This window comes from Kitasatospora sp. Xyl93, from assembly GCF_055383135.1.
This window is the reverse complement of sequence record NZ_AP029185.1, coordinates 961,737-981,351: the sequence shown is the minus strand read 5'-3', so window position 1 is coordinate 981,351 and position 19,615 is coordinate 961,737. Positions and strand designations below refer to the sequence as shown.

Here is a 19,615-nt window from a genome sequence, read left to right as displayed (position 1 = left end):
GACGACGACCGGCGGCCGGCGGAGCATGGTCATCATCGGCGGGGGGCTCGGTGGGCTGTCCACCGGCTGCTTCGCGCAGATGAACGGCTACCGCACCCGGATCCTGGAGATGCACGAGATCCCCGGCGGCTGCTGCACCGGCTGGGACCGCGGCGAGTTCACCTTCGACTGCTGCGTCAGCTGGCTGCTGGGCAGCGGGCCGGGCAACGAGATGCACCAGATCTGGCTCGAACTCGGCGCGCTGCAGGGCAAGCGGATGCGCAACTTCGACGTCTTCAACGTGGTGCGCACCAGGGACGGGCGGGCGGTCTACTTCTACTCCGACCCGGACCGGCTGGAGGCCCACCTGCTGGAGCTCGCGCCGGAGGACGCCCGCCGGATCCGGCAGTTCTGCGCCGGGCTGCGCAAGTTCCGCCTGGCGCTGGCCCGTTACCCCTTCCTCAAGCCGGTCGGGCTGATGGGCCGGTGGGAGCGGATGCGGATGCTGGCCTCCTTCCTGCCGTACTTCAACGTGATCCGGCGCTCGATCACGGTGCTGATGAGCGACTACTCGGCGAAGTTCCGGAGCCCGCTGCTGCGCGAGGCGTTCAACTTCATCCTGTACGAGAAGCACCCCAACTTCCCGGTACTGCCCAACTACTTCCAACTCGCCTGCCACGCCGGGCAGTCGGCCGGAGTGCCGGAGGGCGGGTCGCTGGGGCTGGCCAACTCGGTCGAGCAGCGCTACCTGCGACTGGGCGGCGAGATCTCGTACAACACCAAGGTGACCGAGGTCCTGATCGAGGACGACCGGGCGGTGGGGGTGCGGCTGAGCGACGGCCAGGAGGTGCGGGCCGACATCGTGGTGGCCGCCTGCGACGGCCGGACCACCATGATGGACCTGCTCAAGGGCCGCTACCTGAGCGACACCTACCGCAGGCTGTACACCCAGACCATCACCGAGCCGGGCATGGTCTTCCCCGGCTACGTGACCGTCTTCCTCGGCCTGCGCCGGCCCTTCCCGGCCGGGGACCCGTGCACCACCTACCTGCTGGAGGACGAGGTCGCCGAGCGGCTCACCGGCATCCGGCACCCGAGCATCAACGTCCAGTTCCGCAGCCGCCACTACCCGGAACTGTCGCCCGCCGGCACCACCGTGGTGTACGCCAGCTACTTCTGCGACATCGAGCCGTGGCGGGAGCTGAGCACCGGGCCGGAGCAGGAGCCCCGGGTGCGGCGCGGCGAGGAGCTGCACACCCTGCCGGTCGGCCGGGGGCGGGAGTACCAGCGGGAGAAGCGCCGGGTGCGGGACACCATCGTCGAGTTCCTGGACGGCCACCACCCCGGGCTGCGGGAGGCGGTGTCGGTCAAGGACGTCTCCACCCCGCTCACCCAGGTCCGGTACACCGGCAACTACAACGGGACGGTGCTGGGCTGGCAGCCCTTCGTGGAGAGCGGCGAGACCCTGGAGGAGGAGGTCAAGCGCAACGGCCCGGGCCTGCCCGGCCTGGCGAACTTCTACCTCTCCGGCGTGTGGGCGACCACCGGCGGTCTGATCCGGGCGGCGGCGGCCGGCCGGCACGTCGTCCAGTTCATCTGCCGGGACGACGGCAGGCCCTTCACCGCCGAGGTGGACGACAGCGCCCCGCCGCCCACCCTGCTCATCGAACCGGTCGGCCCCGCCGTCCGGCAGTTTGGAGTCACGTCGTGAGGATCGAGAAGTGGGTCGTCCAGGAGCACGTGGACGGCGTGCCGGACGTCGAGCGGATGTACCGGAAGGTCGTGGAGGACCTGGACGTCCGGCTCGCCCCGGACGAGATGCTGCTGCGCACCCGGTACGTCTCCGTCGACCCGTACCTCCAGGGCATCGCGCTGGACACCCCGATCGGCGACTGCATGGGCGCGGACTCGATCATGGAGGTGCTGGAGGCCGGGCCGGCCGCGCGGTTCGCGGTCGGCGACCTGGTGCAGGGCTTCACCGGCTGGCGCAGCCACCTGGTCAGCAACGGCGAGCCCCGGCTGTGGCGGACCGGGACCTTCCCGATGGTGTTCCCGGCCCTCCGCCGACTGGACCCGGCGGACTACGACGAGGCCCTGCCGCTGTCCACCGCGCTCGGCATCCTGGGCGGGCCCGGGATGACGGCCTGGGGGACGGTCGAGAAGTTCCTGGACATCCGGCCCGGCTCGACGGTGCTGGTCAGCGGTGCCTCGGGGGCGGTCGGGTCGCTGGTCGGGCAGCTGGCCAAGCTGCGGGGCGCCCGGGTGATCGGCACCACGGCGACGCCGGAGAAGACCGGGTGGCTGCGGGAGCTGGGCTACGACGAGGTGCTGCTGTACCGCGACGGCGACCCGGCGGAGTCGGTGGAGAAGGAGCTGGCCGAACTCGCCCCGGAGGGCGTCGACCGCTACTTCGACAGCCTCGGCGGGGCGCTGACCGACGTGGTCTTCGGGATGCTGGCGGTGGAGAGCCGGGTGGCGGTCTGCTGGCAGTGGGCGAGCCAGGTCGGCGGGGACTGGACGGGGCCGCGCCTGCTGCCGATGATCATGTTCCCGCGCACCACGATCCGCGGGATCTTCTCGCTGGAGTGGTTCACCGAGGAGAACTGGGCCGCGCTGCGGCGGGACATCGGGCCGCTGGTCCGCAGCGGGCGGCTGACGTACCGGCAGACCGTGCACCAGGGGTTCGACAGCATCCCGGCCGCCTACCGCGGCCTCTACCTGGACCGTGCGGCCAGCAGCGGCAAGGTGCTGGTCGAGCTCTGAGCGGGCGGGGCCGCGGCGGGGGATCTTCGGCGGGCGCGCCGAAGGTCCCCCGCCGGAAGGCTAGTTCAGCGTGAACCAGGTGCTGCGGGACTTCTTCCACTCCGGGTGGGTGAGGTCCTTGGCGGCGGTGGCGTCGCCGTAGAGGTCGGCGGAGCCGTCGTCGGTGATCAGCTGGGCGCGGGCGCCGGGGGCGTCCAGGTCCGGGACGTCGACGACGGCCTCCCAGGCGCCGTAGTCCCTGGTCGGCAGGTCGGTCAGCTTGGTCGGCCGGCTGCCGGGCCGCCCGTCCCAGCGGTAGAGCGCGTACGGGGCGGAGTTGTCCTCGGCGGACCAGGACCCGGCCACGATCAGGTACTGGCCGAGGTCGTTGCGGCGGATGTCCCGCACGGACAGCCCGCCGAGGTCCAGCTCGATCGGGTCGCCGAAGGCGGCGTGCGCGGCCGAACCGGTCAGCAGCGACGGGAGGTTGGTGACCGGGACGAGCAGCGCCCGGCCGCCGGTGACCGCCGGGGTGAGCGGCGCGCGGAAGCCGACGTAGGCGGTGCTGGTGCTGCCGGGGGCGAACTCCAGGCCCTCCACGTTGAACCCGTCGACCTGCTTGGGCGCCTGGCCGTCGGCGGCGCCGGCCGCGAAGCCGTAGCGCTTGCCGTGGGCGTCGTCCCAGGCGATCAGGTCGTCGCGCAGGCCGTCGAACGAGCCGGCCAGGGACAGCTGGGTGTCGGCGCCGGAGCCGGTGACGGTGGTGGCGAAGACGGTGTGCCGGTCCGGCTTGATCACGCCGTCCTTGTTGTTGCCGAGCGAGCCCGTCCAGTAGATGACGTCGCCGACCCGGGTGGCGCCCTCGATGTCGATCTCCTTGGAGACGCCGAGGGCCGAGCTGAAGTCCCAGCTGCGGACCGGTGCGCCGGAGCGGTCGCGGTCGTACAGGCGCAGCGTGTTGGACTCGTCGTCGCCGACCACGATGTAGCCGCCGCCCGCGTCCACGGCGGCCGAGGCGTCGCTGGAGCCGGTGAGGTAGCGGCTGGTGGCGGAGAACTGGACGGCGGGGGAGGCGGCGTAGTGCAGGGTGCGGGTGGCGCTCTTGCCGCCGAGGCCGGTGACCTTGATCGTGAGGTCGGCGTAGCCGACGCCCTGGGCGGCGACCGCCAGGGTGCGGGTGCCGCCGCTGCCGGTGACCGTGACGTCGCCGGTGCGGGCGACGGCGCTGCGGGTGGTGGCGGAGGCGGCGACGGTCAGCGCGGAGGCGGAGGCGCCGGACTGGGCGACCGTCACCGTCACGGTCGGGTCGCCGGTGGCGCCGACCGCGCCGGACAGGTACCCGGCCGAGAAGGTGATCGTCGGGGTGCCGTAGGTGACCGCGCCGGCCGGGACGGCGGGCAGGGCGAGCACGGGCACCGCCGCGACGGCGACGGCGAGCGGCAGCAGGCGGCGGAGGGAACGCGACACGGTGGCAACCCTTCGGCTTGTGGGGGCAGTTGGCGGAGGGTGCAAGCCTGGTGGCGCTCGGCGAACACCGACCCTACGGCGACCTTACGGGCATGGACGGGCGGGCGAACAGCGGGCCTCGCGGCCGGGCGCCGGCCGGGGCCGCCGGCCGCGGGTCGGCCGCCCCGGGAGCGCGGGTCGACGAGCGCGGCTCAGCCCGTGATGCCGGCTGCCCGCAGCCTGAGCTCGACGGCGTCCCAGTCGGCGGCGACCGGCTCGGTCCGGAGGGTGCCGACGCCCTTGTCCTTGAACCCGCTGGAGGTCGACACGCAGACCACCGGGCCGTCCGAGAGGTCCGGTTCGCCGAGGCTGCGCAGCCCGGCCAGGCCGGCCGCCGCGGACAGTTCCGTCCAGAGCCCGGCGCGGGCCAGCTCGCCCTGGGCGGCGGCGAGTTGGCCGTCGTCCAGGGTCAGCGCCCGGCCGCCGCTCTCCCGGACCGCGAGCACGCCCCGGTAGCCGCTCACCTGGGAGCCGATCGAGTAGGCGTCGCTCGGGCCGACCGTCACGTGGGCGGCCGGCAGGCCCTCGGCGATCGCCCGGGCGAGCGGCCCGGAGGTGGCCGTCTCGCAGGAGTGGATGCGCGGCACCCGGTCGGTCAGGCCCAGCCGCCGCAGCTCGGTGAAGCCCTTCCAGACGCCGAACAGCAGCTCGCCGTAGCCGGTCGGGACGAACACCGCACTCGGCAGGCCGACGTCCTGGAAGATCTCGTACGCGACGGTCTTGTAGCCCTCGGGGCCGTACGCGTGGCCGGTGTGGGTGGTGGTCAGGTTGCTGACCGGGTGCAGGCCCAGCCGGTCGACCGCCAGGCGCAGCAGCGGCCAGCGGGCCTCCCACGGCACCGGGAGCACCACCGCGCCGTAGGCGTTGAGGAAGGAGTCGACGTTCGGCGGCACGTCCGGGCCGGTGAACACCACGCAGGGCAGTCCGGCGCGGGCGGCGTAGGCGGCGGCCGAGGCGCCGTGGTTGCCGGAGGAGGCGACCGCGAGGCCCGGCGCGCCGGCGGCCACGGCGGCGCTGGTGGTGCAGCGGTTCAGCCGGTCTTTGTGGCTCCAGGTGGGGTTGCGGGACTCGTCCTTCACGTACACCCCGGGCTCGATCTCCACCATCGCGGTGGCGCCCTCGCCCAGGCCCGGGGCGAGCAGCGGCGGCAGCAGCGGGGCCCAGCGCTCCAGGCCGCCGCGCACCGGGGCGGGGGCGAACAGGGCCGCCACGTCGACCTTGTCGTAGGCGTAGTCGACCTCGACGGGGTAGGAGACGTCCTCGGTGCTGGTGCGCGGGCAGCCGGCGGTGAGCGCGGGCCGGAGCGGGTAGTCGAGGGCGGGGTCGCCGAGGGAGCGCTGGCCGGTCGCGAGGGAGTCTTCTGTTGGCATGCCAGGAGACTAGCCGGGCGGACGCCGCGCGGTCCGGCGGTTGGCGGGGCCGCGGCGGGAACCCGTTCGTGGCGGACCGGTTCCGGCCGCTGCGGGCGGTCGGAACCGGTCCGGAGTGCTAGACGAGTAGTTCCGAAGTCGGTCAGTGGTCGTAGGCGATCAGTGAGCGGGTGACGGGTTGGCCGGTGGTCCGGTTGTGCCAGATCGCGCAGGTCATCGCCAGCAGCCGCTGGCCGACCCGGGCGCCGACGCCTTCGATGGTGCGGCCGCCGTGTTGTTCGAGTCCGAGTTGGCCTTTGAGCGTGTCGTTGACGGACTCGATGAGCTGGCGGACCGACTTCAGCAGTCCCTCGCCCGGGCGAGGGGCGAGGTTGCGGTACGACGGTCGCAGCAGCTGGATGCCGTACTGGTCGAGGAAGCGGTCGAGTTCGGCGGAGACGTAGCCCTTGTCGGCGAGGATCAGCAGGCCGGGCCGCTCGCGCACGAGACCGGGCTCGGTCTCGACGAGCGCGGCCAGGACCTCGCGCTCGTCGACCTTGGGGTTGGCGAGGGCCCAGGTGACGGGCAGGCCGGCCGGGGTGCACACCAGGTGCAGCTTCAGGCCCCAGAACCAGCGCGAGTGGGAGCGGCTGTAGCCGTAGCCGGCCCAGCCGGCCAGCGCCGAGCGGCGGACGGTGTCGCGGGAGCGGCCGCACTCCACGGGCGTCGAGTCGGTGATCCACACCGGGTCGCCCCACAGGTCGGTCGCCCGGGCCAGGTCGCGCACGGCCTGCTGGAGCAGCGGCCGTGCCGCGCGCAGGCGCTTGTTGTAGCCGGGCCTGCCGGGCAGGTTCGGGAACATGCCGCGCAGATGGGCCTGGGCGAAGCGGATCCAGCGGGCCTCTGAGTGGAAGCCGAGCAGCACCTGGGCCACGGCCAGGCAGACCAGTTCGGAGTCCGTCAGCAACGGCGGGCGGCCCAACCACCGCGTTCGGGGCAGGTGATCATCGATCTGCACGTAGAGTGCCGTCAGGAGGGTGTCCAGCTCTTCGGTCGTCACAACCCGATGCTGGACACCCTTCCTGCATGCCCGGAGCAGAACCGGCAAACCCAGCCCACTTCGGAACTACTCGTCTAGCCGCCCTGGCGGATCGCCGAGATGTCGAACTCCAGGACGACCTTGTCACCGACCAGGACGCCGCCGCCCTCCAGGGCAGCGTTCCAGGTGACGCCGTACTCCTTGCGGCTGATGGTGACCGAGCCCTCCAGGCCCACCCGGAGGTTGCCGTACGGGTCGACGGCGTTGCCGGTGTACTCGAAGTCGATGGTGACCGGGCGGGTGGTGTCCTTGATGGTGAGGTCGCCGGTCACCCGGTACTCGGACTCCGAGCGCACCTCGACCGCGGTGGAGCGGAAGGTGATGTCGGGGAAGTTCGGCGCGTCCAGGAAGTCGTTGGTGCGCAGGTGCTGGTCGCGCTGCTCCACGCCGGTGTCGATGCTCTCGGTCTTGATCACCACCTGGCCGGAGGAGCGGGACGGGTCGCCGCCGTCCAGGTGGGCGGTGCCCTCGAACTCGTGGAACGCGCCGCGGACCTTGGTCACCATGGCGTGGCGGGCGACGAAGCCGATCCGGGTGTGGGTGGGATCGAGGACGTAGTCGCCGGTGAGCTCGGAGAGGTTGGCGGTCATGGTCGGCATGCCTCCTGGTGCGGGTCCCGGGTCTCGGCCCGGGGGTGGTCGGGCGGTCCCCGGACCACGCTAGGGGCAGCTCCCCGGGGCCGCGCGTTATGCGGGGGCCCGGATGACCGGTGGCCGGTGCCCCGCGTCGGGGGCACCGGCCGCGCCGGTTCAGCGGTGGCCGGGTTCTGCGGCGCCCGGGTTCAGCGGTGGCCGGGGAACTGCACCACCTGCTGGTAGGTCGGGCGGTTCTGCCAGGTGGTCTTGGCGTCCGTCACGCCGCCCAGCGGGCGCTGGATGATCGTGTCGGCGCACCACTGGTCGCCGGCCGCGCAGTCCGCGTCGCCCGGGTAGACCTGGGCCGGAGTCCGGGCGGCGGCCTGCTTCAGGGTGTCCAGCAGGACGGTCCGGCAGGCCGCGAGGTCGCCGCCGCCGCAGAACGGCCGGGCCAGCGGGCCGGCCACCTGGTCGCCGAGGACGGCGCGCAGGTCCTTGTCCAGGTAGCTCCACCAGCCGTACTGGAAGGCCGAGCCCTTGTGCGGGATGGCCTCGTTGGCGCTCACCGGGCCGGAGGCGGCGCCGGTCTGGCCGCCGGAGGGGGACTCGTTGATCTGCAGGGCGCCGGTCAGCGCGCCGAACAGCGGGTCGCCGAGGCCCGGCCGCATGACGCCGTCGGCGACCAGCGGCCACCAGGCGTCCATCACCCGGATCGCGGTGGCGTCCGCGTAGCCGTGGCTGCCCGGTGAAGTCTCCTTCCGCAGGGCGCCGGCGGCGAGCCAGGCCTCCAGCTGCTGCAGGGCGGTGAGGGCGGCCTGGTCGGTGACGGGGGCGCCGCGCAGCACGCGGATCAGGTCGGGCAGCACGTCCTCGGCCCGCAGGTCGGCGAGGGCGGCGCTCTCCATGGCCTGGGTGAGCGAGACCCGGCCGGCCTTGCCGCCGTTGCGCAGCAGGGACCTGACCCGGTCGTCCAGCAGGTTGCCGCGGTGCACCGAGCCGTTGCCGAAGCCGGCCGAGGTGTAGCCGTCCGCCTGCTTGTTGTTCCAGGAGATGTAGTAGTCCTGGTTGACGGACTGCGGGTGCTCGGCCGCCGGGGTGTACCGGGCGGTGTTGGCGACGGGGTCGAAGTCGACCCACTCGTAGGCGGGTCGGGCGTGGACGGGCAGGCCCGGGTCCACGCCGGGGGCGCGGACCGGGTTGCTGCCGGAGTTGTAGTACGCGATGTCGCGCGAGTCGGCGTAGAACCAGTTGAAGGTGTAGTTGATGTCCTGCGCGGCCTGCTGGAAGCCCGCCGCGTCGCGCACCGCGCCCGGGTCGTTCAGCTCCTGGAAACCGATGATGGAGTCGGCCTCGTGCCGGTAGGTGGAGCGCAGCGAGGTGAAGGCGACGGGTGCGCCGCCGACCGTGCCGCGGGCGGTCACCAGGCCGTACCGGGAGCGGTTCATCACCAGGGTGTAGGAGCCGGCCGGGGTGGAGTCGGCGGTGGTCGGCTTCCACGCGTTCCTGCGTTCCAGCCGGTCGAAGGGCAGGCACTGGCCGTGCCAGAGGTAGGAGTCGGCGGCGGTGGTGACGGGGGAGCCGTCGGTGGTGCAGAGCGGGACGGCGTAGGTGTCGGTGATGTCCTGTCCGGCGGAGGTGGCGCTCCAGGCGTAGTCCTGGCCGCGGCCGAGCTGCACGTAGAAGCTCAGGCCGGCGAAGGCGGCGCCGCGTGCGCTGATGCCGGGGCCCTGGATCTCCTCCAGCATCAGCAGCTGCGGGGCGAAGTAGCCGGTCTGCGGGCCGAACACGGCCACCGGGTGCCCGTCGTCGGTGTGCGCGCCGGAGACCAGCAGGGCGTTGGACATGCCGTGCTTGGCGGTCAGCAGGTTGCCGGGCAGGACGCCGTTCGCCGCGGTGGTGGCGGAGCCGGCCGAGCCGGTGGCGTCGTAGACCACCCGCTCGGGCACCACCGAGCCCGGGTCGGGCAGCGCCGCGCCCTGCGGGTGGTCCGGGACGGTCGCGTACGGGAAGCTCTGGCCGTCGTGCAGGGTCTGGACGGCCTCCGGGTCGTCCGCCTCGCGCAGCGACTTCCAGACCGCGTCCCCGGTGTCCTTGCCGTACCGGGCCTCGGCGGCCGACTTGACCTGGGCGGAGGCGAGTTCACCGCCGCCGCCGGAGCCGAACAGGGCGCCGACCACGGAGGCGAGGGCGACCAGGTCGGTCAGCTTGAACGGCTCGATCGAGCCGGCGTTGGTGATCGGGTCGATGTGCCCGGTGAGGTCGTACTCGCCGGGGAAGGTGCGGGCGTCGTACGACTCCTTGGCGTACTTGTTGACGCCGTCGAGGTAGGCGGTCGCGTCGGCGAGGGCCTGGGTGGCCCGGCCGCCGCGGGCGGCGATGGCGTCGATCTGCTGCTGCAGCTCCGCCTCGGTGTACGGCGCGGCCTGCCAGAAGGTCTGCTCCAGCTGGCGGTTGGCGGCGGCGCCGCCCGCGAAGCCGGACAGCTGGCCGCGGCCGACGTGGCGGAAGAGGTCCATCACCCAGAGCCGGTCCTGGGCGGCGGCGTAGCCCGCGCCGAACTCGGTGCCGTAGCGGGTGGTGCCGGTGATGTGCGGGACGCCGGTGGCCTTGTCGCGCACGATGGTGACGTCCGGGCGCGGGCTGGTGGTGCTGGCCACCTGGTCGGCGGGGACGCCGAAGGAGGCGTCGTTGAAGAAGTCGCGCAGCTTGGCCTCGGTCAGGCCGGGGTAGCCGGAGGCGAGGGCGGCGTAGGGGCCGAGCTGGTCGTCGGTGTGCGCGGGGCGGGTGCCGAAGGCCCGGTTGAGCAGGATGTCGGCGAGGGTGGCGTTGCCGTTCTCGCCGGGCGGCAGGATGTCGGCGCAGCGGCCGCCGCAGTAGTCGGTGGCGGCGGCCGCCGTCGCGGGGGTGGGTGCGGCGGTGGCGGCGGGGGTGGTGGTGAGGGCGGCGGTGACGAGCAGGGCCGAGGCGAGGGCGGCGGCCGGGAGTCGGAGGGAGCGGGGGCGGGGGCGTTGGCGTGGACGCAAGGCGGACTCCTCCGTCGAAGTCTCACGGAAGAGTCGACGGTAGGGGTGCTACTGGCCGGTTGGCTAGTGGCGTGCATGCCATTTTCGCTGTGGGCGCCGGGAGTTGGGGCTCGTGGGGCGGCGCTTCCGGGGAAGCGGGAGGACGGGGAGGGGCGGCGCCGCACCCGCCGGGCTCAGTCCGGCAGGTGCAGCGCCGGGTCGGCGTCGCCCTGGGCGAAGCGGGTGAAGCGGACCTGGAGGCCGGCGCGTTCGGGGGAGCAGCAGAACGGGCCGGCGGTGGCGGCCGCCTCGGGGGCGAGCGGCGCGAGGCGGACCAGGCGCCAGGGGCCGTCCGCGCAGCGGGCGCGAACGGTCACGGCGTCGCCGGTGCGGCTCGCGCGCACGGTGACCGGGCGGCCGTGCCAGTCGGGGACCGGCGCGAGGGACCAGTCGGAGACGCCGTGGGTGACGACCGCCCCGAGGTGGGGGACGCCGTCGCTCATCTCCACTCCGGCCTTGATCCACGTCGTGGGGTCGACCCGGACCAGCAGGCCGGCCTGGTCGTAGAGGGCGGCGAAGTCCGCGACGAAGGTGACCTCGGTGGCGCTGCCCGGCGGGAAGCCGGCGAGCAGCGCGTGCCCGTCGTCGCGGACGAAGCCGTAACCGGTGGTGCGCCAGAAGTCGCTGCGGCCGCGGGCGGTGACCAGGAGGTCGGCGCCGTCGGTCCGGGCGTCCTCGGGTTCGTTGAGCCAGCTGCCCTCGTGCCAGGGGATGTCGCGGGGCGGGTGCACGGTCCCATCCTTCATCGGCTTGCCGGAAGTTGCTGAAAGACTATCGGCCGGCCCGCCCCGGCGACGGGGGTGGGGGCTCGGTCAGGGCTTGAGCACCAGGCGGATCGGGTTGCCCTCCTTGTGCTCCAGCGCCTCGACCGCGCGGGCCGCCTCGGCCAGCGGGAAGGTGCCGCTCACCGAGCGGGCGAAGTCGAGCCGGCCGCCGCGGACCAGGTTGACCAGGTCGATGACGTCCTGGCCCTCGGAGCCGTAGTGGCCGCGGATCTGCTGGCGCAGGTAGCTGACCAGGGTGCCGTTGGTGACGGTCAGCGGCTTGTCGGTGAGGCCGACCAGTACCAGGCGGCCGTGCTCGCCGAGGGTGGCCATGGCCTGCTCGCGCACCGGGGCGACGCCGGCGAAGTCGAAGGCGACGGACAGCGGGCGGCCGCCGGTGGCCTCGCGCAGCAGCTCGGCGAACCGGGGGTCGGCCGGGTCGAGGGCGGCGTCCGCGCCGAAGGCCAGGGCGCGCTCGCGGGCGGCCGGCAGCGGGTCGACGGCGACGATCGGGAAGGCGCCGACGGTCCGCAGCAGCTGGACGCCGTGGGCGCCGAGGCCGCCGACGCCCCAGACGCCGACCGCCTCGGCCGGGCGCACGGCGCCGGTGGCGGTGATCGCGGCCCAGGGGGTGGAGACCGCGTCGGGGATGAAGCAGGCCTGCTCGAAGGGGAGTTCGTCGGGGATCGGCACCAGGGTGGTGGCGGTGGCGAGCGCGTACTCGGCCCAGCCGCCGTCGTAGTCCACGCCCCGGGTGTGCACGACGCCGTCGCGGGTCTCGCCGGCCTGCAGCAGCACCCGGTCGCCGACGGCCGCGGTGGTGACGCCCTCGCCGAGGGTGTGCACGGTGCCCGCGACCTCGTGGCCGAGGGTGACCTTGCCGCCCTGGAGGAACAGCGGCTTGAGCATGCCCTCGATCAGGTGGACGTCGGAGAGGCAGACGCCGGCGGCCTCCACCTTGATCAGCACCTCGCCCGGACCGGGCGCCGGGACGGGGACCTCCTCCACGGCGAAGGCGCCCTTCGCGACGTCGAGCCGGCCGGCGAGCATCGTGGCGGTCATCGGGACTTCCCTTCTCGCGGGGGCGGCGGGTCGGGGGAGTGCTCGCCGCTCCGGAAGTTACTTGTTATCCAACAAGCAAGTTCACCGTAGCATGGTCTTATGTCTACGCACGATGAGGACCGCACGGGCCGGTCCGGGGAGTCCGGGGAGTCCGCGGGGCCCGGCGAGGCGCCGGCGCGCCGAACCCAGGCCGAACGGCGGGCCCGGGCCGAGTCCGCGCTGATCGCGGCCGCCGCCCGGCTGATCGCCGAGCACGGCAGCACCGGGGTCACGCTCGCCAGGGTGGGGGAGGAGGCGGGCTTCAGCCGGGGCCTGGCCACCCACTACTTCGGGTCGAAGGCGGCGCTGCTGGCACGCCTGCAGGAGGCGGCGCTGGCCGAGGCGATGGCGGCGGCCGCGCCGGAGCGCAGCGGGGCGGGGGCGGTGGACGAGCTGTGCGGGTTCGCGCGCGGCTGCCTGGAGGGCGTACGCGAGCCGACCGACCTGGGCCGGGCGTTCGTGGTGCTGGGGGCCGAGGCGCTCGCCGGGGCCTCGGAACTGACCGCGGCGGTGGCGGAGCTGGACGCCCGGACCCGGAACTGGGCGGCCGAGGTGGTCCGGCAGGGTCAGCGGGACGGGGAGCTGCACCCCGGCGTGGACCCGGAGGCCTTCGCGCCGGCCTTCGTCGGGCTGCTCAAGGGGCTGGTGGTGCAGGCCGCGGCCGCCCCGGAGGCCTTCGACGTGGGGGTGGCGGTCGTGGAGTCCGGGCGCTGGATCCGGCTCGCGCTCACGGCGGGCTGAGGGCTCTCATCGCGCGGCGGGCGGGGACGGACGCGGCGCCGCCGCCGCACGGTGGCCGTGCGGCGGTGGGCGAGGGCGGCGGCCGGCCGGGGTGGGGTCAGGCCTGCCGGGCCGGGGAACTCCGGCGCGCGGGCGGCGTGATGCGCACCCGCTCGGTGGCGGGCGCCTTCTCCAGGTCGTCCAGCTGGGCGAGGAGGGTGGCGCGCAGGTCGTCGTCGTCCTCGAAGTGGTGGTCGTTGAAGAGGGTGTAGCCGGACCACATCAGGTTGGCGCAGACCCGGGGCGGGACCTTGCCCGTCCGGGCGCCCATGCCGACCAGCGCGACGGACTCGATGGAACCCGGCCGCAGCCGGTTCTGTCGGTGGACGGCCTGGAAGGCGGCGGCGCAGGCCAGGGCCACGTTCAAGGTCTCGCTGACGTTCTGCGAGGAGGACCGCATCGTCGGGGCCGATATCAGGAACCCGGGGTTGACGGCGCCGGACGGGACGCAGACGGCGCTGCCGACCGGGAGGCTGCCGGCGTGCTGCTCGCGGATCGCCTTCTGGACCCGCAGCTGGATGCCCGCGCCCAGGTGGCGCTTGATCGCCGCGTCCGTCCCGCCGTCCATCAGGCCGCGGGAGTTGGTGGGGCTGACCCAGGCGTCGACCTTCGCGGTGAGGATGGAGGCGTGCCGGATCTCGATCCCGGGGACGTCGGCGAAGGCCGCCCGCCAGGACTCCACGACCGTCGCGTTGAGGTCGGTCAGCACCACCTTGAGCGGCGACTGGGTGCGGTCCGTGGTCATGCTGGGCTCCTGTCGGTGGGGTGGTCGGCCGAGTGGTGGTCCGGCGGGCGGGCCGGCCGTGGCCGGTCGCTCCGGTTCCTTGGTGACACCGACGAAGCTAGCGCCCCGCACTGACAATCCGTCGGGCCCCGTCCGCCCTGGTCGGGCGGCCGGCCGGAGCGGACGGGACTGTCGGACCCGGCTGGTAGGACTGTGCTGTCCGCCAGGGAAGCTGACGGATCATCACCTGCCGTTCGTCTGTTCTTCCTACGGTCCCGACCAGCCGGAGTCGCACCACCATGAGCGCTGTCGACACCCCCGCCACCCAGCCCGACCCGAACGACCCGCTCGCCCTCGCGGAGCTCTTCACGGGCGGCGGCGAGCCGTGGCTGCCGCTGCTGAAGCCGGTCATCGAGGCGCAGCCGGGCGCGGCCTCGTTCATCGGCCCCGGCCGCAGCCCGGAGGTCGTCCCGGTCCGCGAGCTGACCTTCCAGGCGCTCAAGCCGCACGCGCCGCACAAGTGGAAGGTCGTGGTCTTCGGGCAGAACCCGTACCCGAGGCCGGAGAGCGCCACCGGCATCGCGATGTTCGACAACACCTTCCACGACTGGAAGGACAGCCAGTTCGGCCGGGTGATCAGCATCCGCTGCCTCATCAAGGCCGCGGCGATGTGGAAGTACGGCATCCCCAAGAAGACGCCGATCGCCGACATACGGGCGCTGCTGAAGAAGCAGGAGACGGTCCAGCCGCCGGAGTGGTTCCAGGCGATGCTCACCCAGGGCGTCCTGCTGCTGAACGCGGCGCTCACCGCGAGCAGCGACGGCGCGATGGGGCCGGACCAGCACACCGGGTTCTGGCGGCCGGTCGCCGAGCGGATCGTGGAGGAGATCCTCCGGGCCAAGCAGCAGGCCGCCGAGGAGGACCGCTACGTGGTCTTCGCCTGGTGGGGCGCGCACGCGCGCAGCCTGAAGAACGTCGTCCTGCGGCTGCAGCGGAAGTACCCCGAGGTCGAGGTCCGGCACATCGACCACGCCAACCCGGCGGCCCAGGGCGACATCTTCTGCGACGGCGAGCACTTCGCCACGGTCAACGCCGCTCTCGCCTCGCTCGGCGCCGACGAGGTCGACTGGCTGCCCAGCACCGGGTGGGACGCGGCGTCGGCGCAGGACGGCGGGGCGGCGGACGGGGTCGCCGAGCGGATGGGCGCCTTCATCGCCTCCACCATGGAGCTGCACCAGCTCTACCTGGACCGACTCGCCGGGGTGAAGGACGAGGGCCTCGTCCTGCCCGCCATCACCGGCGTGTTCGACACCCCGCTGATGGGCTTCCGGGAGGCGGTGTCGCCGGTCGCCGAGCTGCTGCGCGGCCTGGACCGGCACGTCGCGCTGTCGCACGACTTCGGCAAGCGGCGGGCCGACGAGGCGGCCACCGGCCTGTCCGCCGACGAGGTCGCCGCGCTGTATCTGTACACCTGCGAGTCCGCGTTCTACCGGGAGATCAACGCGGTGCTGCGCTCGCCGGACCGCGGCCGGCTGGTGCCCTACCTGCCGTACCTGCGGCTGCTGTTCGCGGCGGTGTCGCGGCTGCCCGTCCGCACCGCGCCGCTGTGGCGCGGGGTCTCGCTGGACCTGCGGCGGCAGTACCCGCTCGGGAAGACGGTGACGTGGTGGGGCGTCTCCTCCTGCACCTCCAAGCTCGGGGTGGCGCGGTCCTTCCTCGGCAGCCGGGGCAAGCGGATGCTCTTCGAGGTGCGTCCGGTGCGGGCCGCCGGCATCCAGAACTTCTCGGCGTTCACCGGCGAGGAGGAGTTCATCCTGCTGCCCGGTACCCAGCTGGAGGTCACCGAGGTACGGGCCGAGCGGGGCGGCCTGTGCACCGTGACGCTGACGGAGCTGGAGGAGGCGCCCCTGGTGTCCTGAGCGGTCCGGGCCCGTTCTGCCGTCAGAGTCGGCAACCAAGTCAGTATTTTGACTCGGTTAAGTTATGCTGGACTCCGAACGACAGGTGAGCCCGTCATGCGGGAAGGGACGCGAACGATGACCTCGGAAGCCCACGCCCTCGACGGCGAACTGGAACGGGAGCGGGCCTACGTGGAGGTCTGCCGGGCGGCGACGGCCCGGCAGGTCGAGGACGCGGGCCGCCAGGTCGTCGCCGGCGAGGACGTCTCCGGCGACGGAGCCAGCGCGGAGGCGCTCGGCCGGTACCTGCGCACCCGCGCCAAGCTGATGCGAGAGCTGCCGGAGAGCCCGTCGTTCTTCGGCCGCCTCGACTTCGCCGACACCGCGGAGGCCGGCGACCACCGGCGCCAGCGCTACTACGTGGGCCGCCGGCGGATCTCCGAGGACCCGACGGTGCCGCCGCTGGTGGTCGACTGGCGGGCCCCGGTCTCCCGGGCGTTCTACCAGGCGAGCGCCCACGCCCCGCTCGGGCTCGCGCGGCGCCGCCGGTTCGGCTGGGCGCCGTGGAGCCTGGGCGCGCCCGAGGAGCTGACCGGGCTGGAGGACGAGCCCCTCGGCGGGCCCGGCGGGACCGGCGGGACCGACCAGTCCGGCGGGGCGGGAGGCATCCTGGCTGCCGAGATCGAGCGGCCCCGCACCGGCCCGATGCGGGACATCGTCGCCACCATCCAGCCCGAACAGGACGTCCTGGTGCGGGGCGAGCTGAGCGAGTCGGTCTGCGTGCAGGGCGCGCCCGGCAGCGGCAAGACCGCCGTCGGGCTGCACCGCGCCGCGTACCTGCTCTACAGCTTCCCGCAGCGGATCCGGCGCGGCGGCCTGCTGGTCATCGGCCCGAACCGGACCTTCCTGCGCTACATCGCCGAGGTGCTCCCCGCGCTCGGCGAGATCGACGTCACCCAGAGCACCGTCGAGGACCTGGTCGCCACCCGGCTGGTCACCGCGGTGGACGACGAGCGGGCCGCCGCCGTCAAGCAGGACGCGCGGATGGCGACAGTGCTGCACCGGGCGCTGTACGGCCGGATCCGGGCGACGGGCTCGGAGCCGCTGGTCGTCCCGGACGGCTCCTACCGCTGGCGGGTGTCGCCGGAGCGGCTCGACCGGACGGTCGCCGAACTGCGCGAGCAGGCGCCGCCGTACGCGATCGGCCGGGAGAACCTGCGCACCCGGGTGGTGGCGATGCTCCAGGACCAGGCCGAGCGGCGGACCGGTGTCCGGTCCGGCGCCTGGTCGCGGAAGACCGGCCGCTGCAAACCGGTCGCGGCCTTCCTGGAGGCCGCCTGGCCCCGGCTGCGCCCGGAGACCGTGGTCGCCGCGCTGCTGAGCGACCCGGCCGTGCTGGCCGAGGCCGCCGACGGGGTGCTCGGCCCCGAGGAGCAGGCGGCGGTCCTGTGGCGCAGGCCGCCGCGCTCGGAGAAGAGCGCCAGGTGGTCCGAGCACGACCTGATGCTCCTGGACGAGGTGGCCGGGTTGATCGAGCGCCCGGCCGGCTTCGGGCACGTGGTGGTGGACGAGGCCCAGGACCTCTCCCCGATGCAGTGCCGGGCGATCGCCCGGCGCAGCGCCTTCGGCTCCCTCACCGTCCTCGGCGACCTCGCCCAGGCGACGGCCCCGTGGGCCGCCCGCAGCTGGTCCGAGCAGCTCGCCCACCTGGGCAAGCCGCAGGCCGCGGTGGTGCCGCTGACCACCGGCTTCCGCGTCCCGGCCGCCGTCACGGCCCTGGCCAACACCCTGCTGGGCGCCCTGGACGTGGACGTGCCGCCGGCCGTGTCGCTGCGGCAGGACGGCGAGCTGACGGTGCGGCGGGTGGCCGGCGGCGGCCTGGGCGGAGCGGCGGTGGCGGCGGTGCGGGCCGCGCTGGAGCGCGAGGGCTCGATCGCGGTGATCGCGGCGGACGGCGCGGTGGCGGAGGCCGCCGAGGCGCTCCTCGCCGCGGGCATCCCGACCGGGGCGGCCGAACAGGTCGGGAGCACGGCGCGGGTGACGGTGCTGCCGGCCTCGCTGGTGAAGGGGCTGGAGTACGACCACGTGGTGGTGCTGGAGCCGGCCGCCATCGTGGAGGCCGAGGCGCGCGGGCTGCACCGGCTGTACGTGGTGGTGACCAGGGCCGTCTCCCGGCTGGACGTCCTGCACTCCCGCCCGTTGCCCGCGCCGCTCGGCGGGTGAGGGTGGGGGCGGACCCCGGCACCCCGCTGACCTCCGCACTCGTCCCGCGGATCCCTTCGAACACCTGGATATCCTGAACCCATGAGCGACAACCTCCCCCCGTGCCCGCAGTGCTCCAGCGAGTACACCTATGAGATGAACGCCCTCATGGTGTGCCCCGAGTGCGCCCACGAGTGGGTGCCCGGCGGCGCCGACCAGGCCGGCGCGCCGGCCGGCCAGCGCGTGGTCACGGACGCGGTCGGCAACCCGCTGAGCGACGGCGACACCGTGACGGTGGTCAAGGCGCTCAAGGTCAAGGGCAGCGCCTCCGGCATCAAGGCCGGCACCAAGGTGCGCAACATCCGCCTGGTGGACGGTGTCGACGGGCACGACATCGACTGCCGCATCGAGGGCTTCGGTGCCATGCAGCTCAAGTCCAGCGTGGTGAAGAAGGCCTGACAGTGAGGATGTGTGGTGGCTTCTCCGCCGGGTCTGACTCACGGCCTGACCGACGCCGACTGGCTGTCCTTTGCGGGATTCGTCGGCCCGGACGGGGAGGCCACCGCACGCGACCGGACGGGCGCTCGTGACCTTATAGGAGCTTGGTCAGAAGCCCCGCCACTGTCTTGTCCGCCCGCCCGGCCGGCGCGTGCCGCCCCACCCGGTTCAGTGAGAGGACGGCAGTGACCAGCATGACGGATCAGGCTCTGGAAGTCACAGGCGGCGTGGATACCCATGGCGAGACGCACCACGCGGCCGTAATCGACCGGATCGGCCGCCACCTGGCCGACCGCGAGTTCCCCGCCAACGGCACCGGATACCGGCAGCTACTTTCCTGGTTGAGCTCGTTCGGAACCCTCACCACGGTCGGGGTCGAGGGTACGGGAGCCTACGGCGCCGAGCTGGCCCGCACCCTGCGCCGGGCCGGACTGACCGTGATCGAGGTCGACCGACCCGACCGCAAGACCCGCCGGATGAAGGGCAAGTCCGACCCGATCGACGCCTACGCCGCTGCCCAGGCGGTGGCCTCCGGTCGGGCCAGCGGCACCCCGAAGACCCGCGACGGCATCGTGGAGGCCATCCGCACCCTGCGGGTCGTACGCCGCTCGGCCGTCAAGTCCCGCACCCAGGCCATCAACCAGGCCCGGCAGCTGCTGGTCACCGCCCCCGAGGCCCTGCGCGCCCAGCTGCGCGGGTTGTCGACCAGCGCCCTGGCCCAGGCATGCGTCCGGCTGCGACCGGGCGACGACCTCGCCGACCCGGCCCAAGCCGCCAAGGCGGCCCTGCGCCGCCTTGGCAAGCGCATCCTGGCCCTGAGCGACGAGGCCGACGAGCTGGACACCCAGCTCAAGAAGCTGACCACCCAGGCCGCCCCGGAGCTGCTGGCGCTCAAGGGCGTCGGCCAGGATGTGGCCGGCCAGCTGCTGGCCACCGCCGGCGACAACCCCGACCGGCTCCGCTCCGAGGCCGCCTTCGCCCACTTGTGCGGCGTCGCGCCGATACCCGCCTCGTCCGGACGACGCGACCGCCACCGGCTCAACCGCGGCGGTGACCGGGCCGCCAATCACGCCCTCCACACGATCGTGCTGTCCCGCATGCGCTGGGACGAACGCACCCGCGCCTACGTCGAGCGGCGCACCACCGAAGGACTCGCGAAGAAGGACATCATGCGCTGCCTGAAACGCCACGTCGCCCGCGAGGTCTACCGCGCCCTGCTGCGGTCGATCCGCACTTCCGACACTCGGCGAACCACTCAAAACGACCTCACCGAAGCCGCTTGACATCCATAGGAGCATCCCGCCGGCCGGAACGGCCGCGCCCCGCCGAGGAGACC

At 73.5% G+C, this 19,615-nt stretch carries 15 protein-coding genes; 7 read left to right on the top strand and 8 right to left on the bottom strand.

Annotated elements, in window-relative coordinates:
• Positions 1-25: 25 nt before the first annotated feature.
• Both ACZ5GH_RS04190 and ACZ5GH_RS04185 read left to right on the top strand, forming a co-directional pair.
• Positions 26-1,690 (top strand): phytoene desaturase family protein, encoded by a 1,665-nt coding sequence (locus tag ACZ5GH_RS04190; RefSeq protein WP_387748041.1) that lies wholly within the window; start codon positions 26-28, stop codon positions 1,688-1,690.
• Positions 1,687-2,742 carry a zinc-binding dehydrogenase gene (locus tag ACZ5GH_RS04185; RefSeq protein ID WP_464333460.1) on the top strand — a complete coding sequence of 352 codons (1,056 nt, stop codon included), beginning with the start codon at positions 1,687-1,689 and terminating at the stop codon, positions 2,740-2,742. Before ACZ5GH_RS04190 ends, ACZ5GH_RS04185 begins: the two co-directional genes overlap by 4 nt.
• Positions 2,743-2,802: 60 nt before the next feature.
• Here the strand turns inward: ACZ5GH_RS04185 and ACZ5GH_RS04180 are convergent, their stop codons facing one another.
• The 7 genes from ACZ5GH_RS04180 to ACZ5GH_RS04150 all read right to left on the bottom strand — a co-directional run bounded on the left by ACZ5GH_RS04180 (position 2,803) and on the right by ACZ5GH_RS04150 (position 12,138).
• Entirely contained in the window at positions 2,803-4,137 is a 1,335-nt protein-coding gene (locus ACZ5GH_RS04180; protein WP_464336793.1) for a hypothetical protein, read from the bottom strand.
• Between the two features lie 242 nt (positions 4,138-4,379).
• On the bottom strand, positions 4,380-5,597 hold the full coding sequence (locus ACZ5GH_RS04175; protein ID WP_464333459.1) for a threonine synthase: 1,218 nt from the start codon (positions 5,595-5,597) through the stop codon (positions 4,380-4,382).
• A 142-nt stretch (positions 5,598-5,739) separates the two neighbouring features.
• A complete protein-coding gene (locus tag ACZ5GH_RS04170; RefSeq protein WP_464333288.1) occupies positions 5,740-6,636 on the bottom strand; it encodes an IS982 family transposase in 897 nt (298 codons plus the stop codon).
• A gap of 74 nt (positions 6,637-6,710) precedes the next feature.
• On the bottom strand, positions 6,711-7,265 hold the full coding sequence (locus ACZ5GH_RS04165; RefSeq protein WP_387748044.1) for a YceI family protein: 555 nt from the start codon (positions 7,263-7,265) through the stop codon (positions 6,711-6,713).
• 191 nt (positions 7,266-7,456) lie between these two features.
• Positions 7,457-10,273: a penicillin acylase family protein gene (locus tag ACZ5GH_RS04160; protein WP_464333458.1), complete on the bottom strand. Its 2,817-nt coding sequence runs from the start codon at positions 10,271-10,273 to the stop codon at positions 7,457-7,459.
• Positions 10,274-10,446: 173 nt separating this feature from the next.
• Positions 10,447-11,043: a DUF1349 domain-containing protein gene (locus ACZ5GH_RS04155; RefSeq protein WP_387747220.1), complete on the bottom strand. Its 597-nt coding sequence runs from the start codon at positions 11,041-11,043 to the stop codon at positions 10,447-10,449.
• A gap of 81 nt (positions 11,044-11,124) precedes the next feature.
• Positions 11,125-12,138: a zinc-binding dehydrogenase gene (locus ACZ5GH_RS04150; RefSeq protein ID WP_387747222.1), complete on the bottom strand. Its 1,014-nt coding sequence runs from the start codon at positions 12,136-12,138 to the stop codon at positions 11,125-11,127.
• Between the two features lie 99 nt (positions 12,139-12,237).
• Here ACZ5GH_RS04150 and ACZ5GH_RS04145 point away from each other — a divergent pair, with 99 nt between their 5' ends.
• The gene (locus ACZ5GH_RS04145) at positions 12,238-12,918 is read left to right on the top strand and encodes a TetR/AcrR family transcriptional regulator (protein WP_464333457.1); all 681 of its coding nucleotides are present in this window, start codon (positions 12,238-12,240) and stop codon (positions 12,916-12,918) included.
• Between the two features lie 97 nt (positions 12,919-13,015).
• On the opposite strand, the gene ACZ5GH_RS04140 is transcribed toward ACZ5GH_RS04145, so the two are convergent.
• Complete coding sequence (locus tag ACZ5GH_RS04140) at positions 13,016-13,702, bottom strand: macro domain-containing protein (RefSeq protein WP_387747226.1); 687 nt, start codon at positions 13,700-13,702, stop codon at positions 13,016-13,018.
• Between the two features lie 278 nt (positions 13,703-13,980).
• Between ACZ5GH_RS04140 and ACZ5GH_RS04135 the strand changes: the two genes are divergently transcribed.
• From ACZ5GH_RS04135 to ACZ5GH_RS04120, 4 genes are all read left to right on the top strand, one after another.
• Positions 13,981-15,600, top strand: coding sequence for an ADP-ribosyltransferase domain-containing protein (locus ACZ5GH_RS04135; protein WP_464333456.1), 1,620 nt, complete (start codon positions 13,981-13,983; stop codon positions 15,598-15,600).
• A gap of 117 nt (positions 15,601-15,717) precedes the next feature.
• Positions 15,718-17,802 carry a HelD family protein gene (locus ACZ5GH_RS04130; RefSeq protein ID WP_464333455.1) on the top strand — a complete coding sequence of 695 codons (2,085 nt, stop codon included), beginning with the start codon at positions 15,718-15,720 and terminating at the stop codon, positions 17,800-17,802.
• Between the two features lie 81 nt (positions 17,803-17,883).
• Entirely contained in the window at positions 17,884-18,240 is a 357-nt protein-coding gene (locus ACZ5GH_RS04125; protein ID WP_387747234.1) for a zinc ribbon domain-containing protein YjdM, read from the top strand.
• 233 nt (positions 18,241-18,473) lie between these two features.
• Positions 18,474-19,562 (top strand): IS110 family RNA-guided transposase, encoded by a 1,089-nt coding sequence (locus tag ACZ5GH_RS04120; protein ID WP_464333454.1) that lies wholly within the window; start codon positions 18,474-18,476, stop codon positions 19,560-19,562.
• Positions 19,563-19,615: the final 53 nt, after the last annotated feature.

Coding starts and splice junctions, on each gene's coding strand:
- ACZ5GH_RS04190 (WP_387748041.1), top strand. CDS start 26: ATGGTCATCATCGGCGGGGGGCTCGGTGGGCTGTCCACCGGCTGCTTC.
- ACZ5GH_RS04175 (WP_464333459.1), bottom strand. CDS start 5,597: ATGCCAACAGAAGACTCCCTCGCGACCGGCCAGCGCTCCCTCGGCGAC.
- ACZ5GH_RS04165 (WP_387748044.1), bottom strand. CDS start 7,265: ATGACCGCCAACCTCTCCGAGCTCACCGGCGACTACGTCCTCGATCCC.
- ACZ5GH_RS04150 (WP_387747222.1), bottom strand. CDS start 12,138: ATGACCGCCACGATGCTCGCCGGCCGGCTCGACGTCGCGAAGGGCGCC.
- ACZ5GH_RS04145 (WP_464333457.1), top strand. CDS start 12,238: ATGTCTACGCACGATGAGGACCGCACGGGCCGGTCCGGGGAGTCCGGG.
- ACZ5GH_RS04140 (WP_387747226.1), bottom strand. CDS start 13,702: ATGACCACGGACCGCACCCAGTCGCCGCTCAAGGTGGTGCTGACCGAC.
- ACZ5GH_RS04135 (WP_464333456.1), top strand. CDS start 13,981: ATGAGCGCTGTCGACACCCCCGCCACCCAGCCCGACCCGAACGACCCG.
- ACZ5GH_RS04130 (WP_464333455.1), top strand. CDS start 15,718: ATGACCTCGGAAGCCCACGCCCTCGACGGCGAACTGGAACGGGAGCGG.
- ACZ5GH_RS04125 (WP_387747234.1), top strand. CDS start 17,884: ATGAGCGACAACCTCCCCCCGTGCCCGCAGTGCTCCAGCGAGTACACC.
- ACZ5GH_RS04120 (WP_464333454.1), top strand. CDS start 18,474: ATGACGGATCAGGCTCTGGAAGTCACAGGCGGCGTGGATACCCATGGC.